Source organism: Paracoccus sp. KR1-242, assembly GCF_049446195.1.
GTDB lineage: Bacteria > Pseudomonadota > Alphaproteobacteria > Rhodobacterales > Rhodobacteraceae > Paracoccus > Paracoccus broussonetiae.
The window spans coordinates 1-10,294 of the sequence record NZ_JBMSED010000027.1 but is presented as its reverse complement, the minus strand read 5'-3'; the positions used below and the strand labels follow the sequence as shown (position 1 = coordinate 10,294).

Here is a 10,294-nt window from a genome sequence, read left to right as displayed (position 1 = left end):
GTCAGTCTTTCCTTCAAGCAACCTTGTCAAAGGCGCCGCCGCTGGCGCGCCCGGTTTCAGACGCATGATCCTCGAGGACCATGCGCGCGAGCCTTGCCCCGATCATCATCGCGGGGGCATTGGTATTGCCCGAGACGATCTCGGGCATGATCGAGCAATCCGCGACCCGGAGGCCGTGGATGCCGCGCACCCTGAGGCGCGGATCGACCACAGCGCGGTCGTCAACGCCCATCCGGCAAGTGCCGGTCGGGTGGTAGATCGTCGTCGAGTTCTCGCGCGCCCAGGCCAGAACCTCGTCATAGCCCTGGACATCGGGCGCGGGGCGGAACTCCTGCGAGATGGCGCCGCGCAGCGGTTCGGTCCGCGCGATCTCTCGCGCGATCTCGATCCCGGCGACGATGGTGTCGCAATCGGTCTGGGCCGAGAGGTAGTTCGGCTGGATCAGCGGCGCGTCGCGCGCGTCGGACGAGTGCAGCGTGATCGTCCCGCGGCTTTCGGGGCGAAGTTGGCAGACGGACTGCGTAAAGGCCGAGAAGGGGTGCACCCCCTCGCCCGGGCTGTCGGCCGACCACGGCTGGATGTGGAACTGAATGTCCGGTGTCGCGAGATCGGGGCGGGTTTTCAGGAAGCCGAAGACGAGGCTTGCTGCCATCGTCATCGGGCCGCTGCGGAACAGCGCGTATTCCAGCCCGATCCGCGCCTTGTTGACGAGGCTGCGAACCTCGTCGTTCAGCGTGGCCTCGCGGCATTTGAACACCAGCCGCGCCTGCAGGTGGTCCTGAAGGTTACGGCCGACCTCGGGGGAGTGGCGGGCGACGCGGATGCCCTGCGCGGTCAGCGCCCCGGCATCACCGACGCCGGAGAGCATCAGGAGTTGCGGCGATCCGATGGCACCGGCGCACAGGATCACCTCGCGCGCCGCACGCAGGATCTGGCGGCTGCCGTCGGGACGGGCAATCTCGACCCCCGTGGCGCGGCCTTCCTCGATCACGACGCGCAGCACCTGCGCCTCGGTCACGATGCTGAGGTTCGCGCGGTCGCGGATCGGCGTAAGGAAAGCCTTGGCCGAGGAGCAGCGCCGCCCCTTGTCGACGGTCAGCTGGAAATGCCCGACGCCGTCTTGCACCGGGCCGTTGTAGTCCGGGTTATAGGGGATGCCGCGCGCTTTCGCGGCCTCGATCCACAGTTCGCAAATCTGTCGGCGCAGGCGCGGGTCCGAGACCTGCAGCGCGCCTTCCGTGCCGCGCCCCTCGCCCTCACCACGCTGAAAGGTCTCCAGTTCCTGGAAAACCGGGCCGACATCGTCCCAGGACCAGCCGCGATTGCCCATCTGGGCCCAATGATCATAGTCCTCGCGCTGGCCACGGACATAGAGCAGCCCGTTCAGCGAGGACGACCCGCCCAGCACCTTGCCGCGTGGCCAGTGGATCGCGCGACCGGCAATGCCGGGATCCGGCTCGGTCTTGTAGCACCAATCGAAATCCGGGTTGTGCATGGTGCGGAAATAGCCGACCGGGATATGGATCCACGGGCTGGTGTCGCGCCGTCCGGCCTCGATCAGGGTGACGCGGATGCCGGGATCTGCGCTCAGCCGGTTCGCGACGACGCAACCCGCCGACCCCGCGCCGACGACCAGGTAATCCGAGATTTCCGCTGCCTGGGTCATTGTCATGTCCTTCGTTCGTTCGGTTCAGGGTCGCGATGCGCCTTGGGGGCGCATCGCAGGATCAGAACTCAGCGGTTGCGACGCCCGATCAGGATCGCGCAGACCGCCGAGACGAGGCCGGCAAAGACGACGTAGCAGCACAGCCAGAACGGATCGTTTCCATTGGACGCCATCAGCCAGGTCGCGATCATCGGCGTGATCCCCGAGGCGAAGATGCCAGAGAACTGGTAGACGAAGGACACGCCGGTATAGCGCACGCTGGGATCGAACAGATCGGCGAAAAGCGCGGCCTCGGGGCCATAGCAGATCGGGTAGATGATGCCGAAGGGCAGCACGATCCCCAGCACGATCAGCACGGGGTTGCCCGAGGACATCAGTGCGAAAGCGGGAAACACGCTCAGCGCCAACAGGATCGAACCGGTGGCATAGGTCCGGGGACGCCCGACCTTGTCCGAAAGCCGCCCGAAGAAGGGGATGAACACCACCATCACCACGGCTGCGGCGCAGACGGTCCACAGCGCGAAGCTGCGCTCCAGCCCGACATATTTGGTGAGGTAGAGGATCGAGAACACGGCAAAGATGTTGAAGAACACCCCGTCGATATAGCGTGCGCCCATGCCCAGCGTGACGTTTGCGGGATAGCGTTTCAGCATGTCGACAAAGGGCAGGCCCTGATCGCGGGCACGGGACTCGGCCTTGGCCTTCTCGAATTCCGGGCTTTCGCCGATATTGCTGCGGATCCAGGTGCCCAGTCCGACCAGAATGATAGAGGCGACGAAAGCGGCGCGCCAGCCCCAGGTCATGAAGGCTTCGTCCGGCAGCATGGTCAGCAGCGCCATGACGCCAGACGCCATGAACAGGCCCAGCGACAGGCCGATCTGGGGGATCGAGGCATAGAAGCCGCGCTTGTCCTTGGGCGCGAATTCATAGGCCATCAGAACGGCCCCACCCCATTCGCCACCGATGCCGATGCCCTGCAGGATGCGCAGCAGCAAAAGCAGGATGGGCGCGGCGATGCCGATGCTTTCATAGGTCGGCAGCAACCCGATGGCGACGGTTGCGCCGCCCATCATCAGCAGCGTGATGACCAGCATCGTCTTGCGTCCGATGCGGTCGCCAAAATGGCCAAAGACCAGCCCGCCGAACGGACGCGCGACAAAGCCCACCGCGAAGGTGGCATAGGCCATCAGAATCGAGACGGTCTCGTGATCCGAAGGAAAATAGAGCTTGTTGAAGACGATCCCGGCGACGACTCCGTAAAGGAAGAAATCGTACCATTCGATCGTCGAGCCGATCAGGCTGGCGAAGACGACCTTTTTGACATTGTTCTCGGTGGTGGCGGCGCCATAGGCCCCCATGCTCAGATCCGACATTACGCCCTCCCGTGCGTTTGTTGGTCTTCTCGCAGTCATGTTGTTGACCGGCGCCCTCTCCCTTGGCGCCGATTGGGGGATGCTGCCTCAGCCTTGCGTCGTGAGTCAAAGGTTTTTTGATACGCAAAGTCTCAAAAAAATAATTCTTGGTCAGTGAAGGAGAGTTGGAGGTGCCGACACGACCGGTTAGAATGGGCACGATCAACAAGGAATCCGATCCGATGGACCAAAGCCGCGACCCCGGGACAAGCGCACCCAGCCTGCGGAATCTGCAGATTCTCGAAGCGGTTGCGACGGGCGCGCGTCCGATGACGGCGACAGAGATCAATGCCGGGCTTCAACTTCCGAAGCCCACGATCCATCGCCTTGTCGCGAACCTCGAGCAGGAGGGTTATCTTTCGCGCCATCTGGACGGGCGCAGCTATCTTCCGGGGCCGAAACTGCGCGCGATGATGCTGGGCGTGATGCGCTCGGGCCATCACCACCTGCCCCGACGCGAGGTTCTGACGCGGCTGAACGAGGCGTTGGGAGAGACCTGCAACCTGTCGATTCCCGATGGCGACGCGATGATCTATGTCGACCGGGTGGAAACGCACTGGCCACTGCGGATTGCGTTGAAGGTCGGCTCGCGCGTGCCCCTGCACGCGACTTCGGCCGGCAAGGCCGCGCTTGCGCAGATGTCCGAGGCGGCGCTGACGCGCTTTCTGTCCAAGGCCCGCCTGACCGCGCATACCGAACGGACGATCACCGACCCGCAGGTATTGCGCGCTGAAATCCAGCGCATCCGCGAACAGGGCTATTCGACCGACGAGCAGGAGTTCGTGCCGGGCATGATCGCCGTCGCAGTTCCGGTCCTTGACTCGACAGGAGGGTTCTGTGCGACGCTGTCCTTTCACGCCCCGGTCCAGCGCCTGACGGTCGAGGCCGGATTGAAGCACCTGCCCGCCATGCGCCAGGCCGCGGCCGATCTTGCCGAGCTGATCTAGCCCCGCGCCATCGCGCGATCCATCTGCGCGACAAGCGCGATCCCTTCGGGGATGTCGCGTTCGTTGATCGATGAATAGCCCAGCCGAAACAGCGGGCACGGTGTCGGCGGCTGCTCGAAGAAGACTTCGCCGGGTTCGATCAGCACGCTTTCGGCACGCAGACTTTCAGCAAGCAGCGCGCTGTCGCTGCCCTCGGCCCCGCGCAGCCACACGCTGGAGCCACCGGATTCCGCTGCACCCTCGATCCGCAGGTCGGTCATGGCCAATGCCTGCTCCAGCACGGCGCGGCGACGCTTCAGCGCGGCGCGAAGCCGTTCGATATGCGCGTCGTAATGTCCAAGCGCCAGAAAATAGGCAGTGATACGCTGCAAATGGCCCGGAGGATGGCGCAGCATGATCCCCCGCAAGGCCCGCGCCTTGGCGATGAGGGGCGCGGGCGCCACCAGATAGCCGATGCGCAGCCCCGGAAACAGGGATTTCGAGAAACTGCCGATATAGATCACCCGGTCCTCGGCATCGAGCGACTTCAGCGCGGGCTCGGGCGGCGCAAGATAGGACATCTCGAAATCGTAGTCGTCTTCGATGATCAGGAAATCCTGTGCGGCGGCGCGGCGCAGCAGGTCGTGGCGGCGGTCGATGGGCATGGTCGCGCCGGTCGGGATGTGATGGCTGGGCGTGGCGATCACCAGCTTCGTATCGGGCGGCAGAAGCGCGGGCACCAGCCCCTTGTCATCAACCGGCAGGAAGCTGGTCGGGCTTTGCGCCCGGCGCAGCGTCTCGGCAAAATCGGGATAGCCGGGATCCTCGGTCACGGCACGTCGGTCGGCGCGGGCCAGCAGTTCGACCGCCAGGAACAGAGCATTCTGCGCACCCAGGGTCACCAGCACCTCGTCCGGGCGTGCCCGGATGCCACGCCGCGCCAAGGTGTTCGAACAGATGTAGTCGACCAGCAAAGGATCGTCGGCGCCATAGCGGTCGGCGGCAAGATCCGCGAAATCCCGGGTCCCCAGTGCCCGCCTTGCGCAGTCGCGCCAGGCATTGTGGTCGAACAGCCGGGAATCGGCCTGACCGTAGATGAAGGGATAGCGATACTGATGCCAGTTGCTGGGCTTGCGGATCACGCGGCGGGGCTGGTTCTGCTCCCCCAACCATTGCGTCCAGTCCGGCGGCCGCTCTCCGGCCGGGCGGACGGAACTGGCACTGAGGCCGCGATGCGGCACGCTGTCAGCCACCGCGATTCCCGATCTTGGCAGGGTCTCAAGATAGCCGCGACTGACGAGATCCTGATAGACCAGCGTGACCGTCATGCGAGAGATGCCAAGCGTTGCTGCAAGCCTGCGGCTTGACGGCAGCCGCGTGCCGGGCCGCGCATGCGCCTCAAGGATGGCGCGCACGATCGCCGCCGCAAGCTGGCCCTGCAGCGTCGACGCCTCGTCCTTGCGCAGCTGGATGATCTCGGCGGGAAGCTGGTTTGCCATCTGGACCTAACATCGGCTGAAACTGGACATATCCCTGTCCCCCCCGATCTGCAACATTCCAATCTGCGACGTGCCGCAAGATGCACGCGTGGACCGGGCGCGCGGCAAACGCGACGCCACGAACAGGGAGAACTGGGAATGACAATGACCCTTGCCGGGCGGCGTCTTGCTGCCCTTACCGCAGCCGCGGTCCTGATGGCCGGAACGGCCTCTGCCGAATCCGTCGTCGTGGGCTATCAGCAGATCGTCGGCCCCTTCGTTGCGGCGATTGCCGATGGCCGGCTGGACGAGGCTGCCAAGAAGGCGGGTATCGAGATCGACTGGCGCCAGTTCAGTTCGGGCGGCGACATCTCGACGGCGCTGGCTTCGGGTAACGTGCCGATCGGGGTGATCGGCTCGACGGGGATTGCGGCCTCGACCACGCGGGGCGTCGACATGCAGCTTTTCTGGATTCTCGACAATATCGGCAAATCCGAGGCGCTGGTCGCCCGCAACGGCTCGGGAATCGAGAAGCCCGAGGATCTGGTCGGCAAGAAGGTCGGTGTGCCCTTCGTTTCGACCTCGCACTTCCACCTGCTGATCGGCATGGAGAAGATCTGGAACATCTCGCCCAAGGACGTCCAGATCCTGAACATGAAACCGCCGCAGATCGTCGCGGCCTGGCAGCGCGGCGATATCGACGCGGCCTATGTCTGGCCGCCGGCGCTGAGCCAGCTGATGGCGGATGGCAAGGTCATCGCCGACAGCGAACAGATCGGCGCGGCCAGCGTTCCCACCTTTGACGGGCTGGTCGTCGACAAGGGCTTTGCCGAAAAGAACCCCGAATTCATGACCGAATTCACCAAGGCGATGGCCGAGGCCTATGCCGATTACAATGCGAACAAGGCCAGCTGGACCGCTGATTCCGAACCGGTCAAGGGCATCTCGCGCATGATCGGTGGCGAGGGCAAGGATATCGTCGACGCGCTGAACATGCTGTCCTTCCCCAATGCGGATGAGCAGATCTCGGACACCTGGCTGGGCGGCGGCGCAACCCGCGCCCTGACCGACAGCGCCAAGTTCCTGGTCGACCAGAAGCAGATCGACTCGGCGCTGCCCGACTATGCCCCCTATGTGAACGCCAGCTTCGCGGAAACAGCCGCCAAGGCCGAACAGGCCGCGAAGTGACAACATACGGCCGCGGCCTGCCCGCGGCCGACCTTCCCCCTCCTTTTGCGAAGAGAACCCAGATGCGGACACTCGACGTATCCAATGTCAGCCTGATCTATCCCGGCCAGATCAAGGGTCGCGACATCGTCGCGCTCAAGGGTGTCGACCTGACCATCGAAAACGGCGATTTCGTCGTCGCCCTGGGGGCGTCGGGCTGCGGCAAGACCACGCTGCTGAACCTGATGGCCGGCTTCATGGCCCCCACATCGGGGCAGATCACTCTGGGCGGCCAGCAGGTCATGGGACCGGGCGCCGAACGCGGCGTCGTCTTTCAGAAGCACGCGCTGCTGCCCTGGCTCAACGTCATCGACAACGTCGAATTCGGCCTGAAGCTGCAGGGCGTTGATGCCCGCACCCGTCGCGAACGCGCGGTGAAGAACCTGGCGCTGGTCGGGCTTCAGGATTTCCACCAGCACATGATCTATCACCTGTCGGGCGGGATGCAGCAGCGTGTCGGCATTGCCCGCGCCCTGACCTGCGACCCGGCCATGCTGCTCATGGACGAACCGATGGCGGCGCTGGACGCGCTGACCCGCGAGACGGTTCAGGAGCTGCTGCTGAAGATCTGGCAGGTCACCAACAAGATGTTCTTCTTCATCACCCATTCGGTCGAAGAAGCACTTTTCCTGGGCTCGCGCCTGATCGTGATGTCGCCGCGCCCCGGTCGCATCACTCACACCTACGAGCTGGATTTCAACAAACGCTTCCTTGCAGAGGGGAACGCCCGTGCAATCAAATCAAGCCCCGATTTCATCCGTATGCGCGAACAGATCCTTGGCATCATCTACGGCGACGAGCGCGCCGGCCAGCAGGAACAGGAACGTCTTGATGCTTGATCGCCTGTTGCGCGCCCGCCCTGCGCGGGCGGGAACGTCCTACGGTGCGCCCGGCGCTGGCTCCAGCGCGCTGATAAGCCTTGCGACGGCGCTGATCCTGATCGGTCTGTGGTTCCTGATCACCAGCATGGGCTGGATCAAGCCGCTGTTCCTGCCGTCGCCCGGCGCGGTCTGGGGCAAGTTCGTGCAATCCCTGACCGAGGGGCTGTCAAACTCGACCCTGCTTCAGCACACGCTGGCCAGCCTTGGCCGCGTCCTTGGCGCCTTCTTCCTGGCCCTGGTCGTCGCCGTGCCGCTGGGCATCCTGATGGGCGTGAACCGCTGGGTCAGGGGCATCCTGGACCCGATCATCGAGTTCTATCGCCCGCTGCCTCCGCTGGCCTATCTGCCGCTGATCATCATCTGGCTGGGCATCGGCGAATTTCCCAAGGTCTTCCTGATCTTCCTGGCAATCTTCGCGCCGATGGCGATCGCCGCCCGCGCCGGGGTGCGCTCGGTCTCGACCGAGCAGATCCATGCCGCTTATGCGATGGGCGCGACCAAGATGCAGGTGATCTTCCACGTCATCCTGAAAGCCGCGCTGCCGGAGATCTTTACCGGGATGCGGATCGGGATCGGCGTCGGCTGGACCACGCTTGTCGCGGCCGAGATGGTCGCGGCCAGCCGGGGACTGGGCTTCATGGTCCTGAACTCGGCCGAATATCTCGCTTCGGACGCGGTCATCATGGGCATCATCGTGATCGGCGTGCTGGCCTTTGCCTTCGACCTGCTGATCCGACGCATCGAAAAGGCCATGATCCCCTGGAAGGGCAAGATCTAGGCCCAAGGGCCGCGGCCCCCGCAGCGGGGCCGGGCAACCCCAGTCACACAGCACTTTCGACCTGAAACAACCGGAGGGCCGCCTAAGCCGCACCCTCCGCCCTGAGGAGTGATACCCGAAATGTCCGCCACGCTGACCGCCAATGACCTCAAGGCCACCTTCGACGCCTTCAACCGCCATGACATCGAAGGCGTGATGAGCCATTTCGCCAAGGATTGCGTGTTCTTCACGGTCGCCGGTGACCACGAATTCGGCAACCGGATCGAAGGGCGGGACGCCATCGCCAAGGCGTTCCAGAATGTCTGGACGACCATGCCCGACGTGCAATGGGCCGATCACAGTCACTTCCTGTCCGAAGACGGCACGCGCGGTGTCTCGCAATGGACATTCCGCGCCACCAATCCCGACGGCACCCGGACCGAGGTCCAGGGCGTCGACCTTTTCCGCATCAAGGACGGCCGCATCGTCGAGAAACAGGCCATCCGCAAACAGCGCCCGGCAATTCCGGTGAAGTGAGAACGCAAATGCAGGCTATCGCAAGACGTACGGACTCGGTGCCCTTCGACCCGCTTTATGATCCCATCCACGCGCAGGCGCTGGGACCGCACAGCGATTACGCACCGACCTACTGGATCGGCACCGCTGGTCCCGCACCCGAGGCGGACGGCCCCGTCAGCGGCGACATGGATGTCGACGTCGCGGTGATCGGGTCGGGCTATACCGGGCTTTCGACCGCGATCCACCTTGCCAAGATGCATGGCATCAAGGCCACCGTGCTTGAGGCGAATGGCGTCGCCTATGGCTGCTCGACGCGCAATGGCGGGCAGGCCCAGATCAGCGCCGGCCGCCTGAAGCGCAGCCAGTGGATCGACCGCTGGGGCATTGACGTGGCGCGTGGCCTGCATGCCGAGATGATCGAGGGGTTCGACCTGTTCCGCGGCCTGATCCGGGACCACGCGATCGACTGCGACCCGCAGGAGGGCGGACATTACTATATTGCGCACAAGCCCTCGCTGATGCCCGGCCTGGCGAAAGAGGCGGCGCTTCTGAACGACAGCTTCGGCTATGGCGCCCGCATGCTTTCGCGGGACGAGGTGTTCGAGACGGTGGCCCGCGACCACGAGGCGCATGGCGCGATGTGGGAACCCGACGGCACCGGCATCCATGCCGCCAAGCTGGCCTTCGGTTATCTGCGCGTCGCCCGCGAACTGGGCGCGACGGTTCATACCGACAGCCCCGTTACCCATTGGGAATATCGCGGCGGACGGCACCATCTGCGCACGCCCGGCGGCATCGTCCGCGCCCGGCGCGTCGCGGTCGCCACAGCCGCCTATGCGCCGCGGGGCCTGCATCCCCGGCTGCGCGACCGCGTGATGCCGATCATGTCTAACAGCGTCGTGACGCGGGTTCTGACCCCGGCCGAGATTGAAGCGATCGGCATCAGAAAGCTTTCACCCCTGACCGATACCCGGACGCTGCGCCACTACTATCGCCTGCTGCCCGACAACCGGTTGCAGATCGGCTCGCGCGCGGCGATCACCGGACGCGACGCGGCCAACCCCTCCCATCTTGCCGGGCTGCGCGAGGGGATGGCCCGCAAGTTCCCCGCCTTGCGCGGGATCGAACTTGATTACAGCTGGTGGGGCTGGGTCGATGTCAGCCATGACATGATGCCGCGCATCACCGGCCTGCCCGACCTGCCCGGCGCTTACTACACTCTGGGCTATGGCGGGAACGGAGTGATGTATTCAGCCATGGCAGGACGCCGGATGGCCCAGCTTGTTGCGGGCGAACGCGTCCCGAGCCTGCCGATCTTCAATACCGAACTTCCCCATGAGGGCTGGAAGACGCCATTCCGGCGGCTTGGCCAATGGGGTCTCTATCACCTCTATCACTACCGCGACGAACGCGCATAAGGAGCCATTA

9 protein-coding genes are annotated in these 10,294 nt (G+C 64.5%); 6 read left to right on the top strand and 3 right to left on the bottom strand.

The window, feature by feature from the left end; genetic code table 11:
- Positions 1–13 precede the first annotated feature (13 nt).
- Entirely contained in the window at positions 14–1,666 is a 1,653-nt protein-coding gene (locus ACO2Q4_RS23535) for a GMC family oxidoreductase (RefSeq protein WP_423322161.1), read from the bottom strand.
- Positions 1,667–1,734: 68 nt separating this feature from the next.
- Positions 1,735–3,039, bottom strand: coding sequence for an MFS transporter (locus tag ACO2Q4_RS23530; RefSeq protein WP_311761805.1), 1,305 nt, complete (start codon positions 3,037–3,039; stop codon positions 1,735–1,737).
- Between the two features lie 191 nt (positions 3,040–3,230).
- On the opposite strand from ACO2Q4_RS23530, the gene ACO2Q4_RS23525 reads away from it, so the two are divergent.
- Complete coding sequence (locus tag ACO2Q4_RS23525) at positions 3,231–4,025, top strand: IclR family transcriptional regulator (RefSeq protein ID WP_423322160.1); 795 nt, start codon at positions 3,231–3,233, stop codon at positions 4,023–4,025.
- Here ACO2Q4_RS23525 and ACO2Q4_RS23520 read toward each other — a convergent pair.
- Positions 4,022–5,503, bottom strand: a complete 1,482-nt coding sequence (locus ACO2Q4_RS23520; RefSeq protein ID WP_423322159.1) for a PLP-dependent aminotransferase family protein — start codon at positions 5,501–5,503, stop codon at positions 4,022–4,024. The genes ACO2Q4_RS23525 and ACO2Q4_RS23520 overlap by 4 nt on opposite strands.
- A gap of 138 nt (positions 5,504–5,641) precedes the next feature.
- Between ACO2Q4_RS23520 and tauA the strand changes: the two genes are divergently transcribed.
- The 5 genes from tauA to ACO2Q4_RS23495 all read left to right on the top strand — a co-directional run bounded on the left by tauA (position 5,642) and on the right by ACO2Q4_RS23495 (position 10,284).
- Positions 5,642–6,670: a taurine ABC transporter substrate-binding protein gene (tauA, locus tag ACO2Q4_RS23515; protein ID WP_423322158.1), complete on the top strand. Its 1,029-nt coding sequence runs from the start codon at positions 5,642–5,644 to the stop codon at positions 6,668–6,670.
- Positions 6,671–6,732: 62 nt separating this feature from the next.
- A complete protein-coding gene (locus ACO2Q4_RS23510; RefSeq protein ID WP_311761809.1) occupies positions 6,733–7,548 on the top strand; it encodes a taurine ABC transporter ATP-binding protein in 816 nt (271 codons plus the stop codon).
- The gene (locus tag ACO2Q4_RS23505; protein WP_311761810.1) at positions 7,541–8,368 is read left to right on the top strand and encodes an ABC transporter permease subunit; all 828 of its coding nucleotides are present in this window, start codon (positions 7,541–7,543) and stop codon (positions 8,366–8,368) included. Before ACO2Q4_RS23510 ends, ACO2Q4_RS23505 begins: the two co-directional genes overlap by 8 nt.
- A gap of 120 nt (positions 8,369–8,488) precedes the next feature.
- A complete protein-coding gene (locus ACO2Q4_RS23500) occupies positions 8,489–8,884 on the top strand; it encodes a nuclear transport factor 2 family protein (RefSeq protein ID WP_423322157.1) in 396 nt (131 codons plus the stop codon).
- An 8-nt stretch (positions 8,885–8,892) separates the two neighbouring features.
- Positions 8,893–10,284 (top strand): NAD(P)/FAD-dependent oxidoreductase, encoded by a 1,392-nt coding sequence (locus ACO2Q4_RS23495; protein WP_423322156.1) that lies wholly within the window; start codon positions 8,893–8,895, stop codon positions 10,282–10,284.
- Positions 10,285–10,294 lie beyond the last annotated feature (10 nt).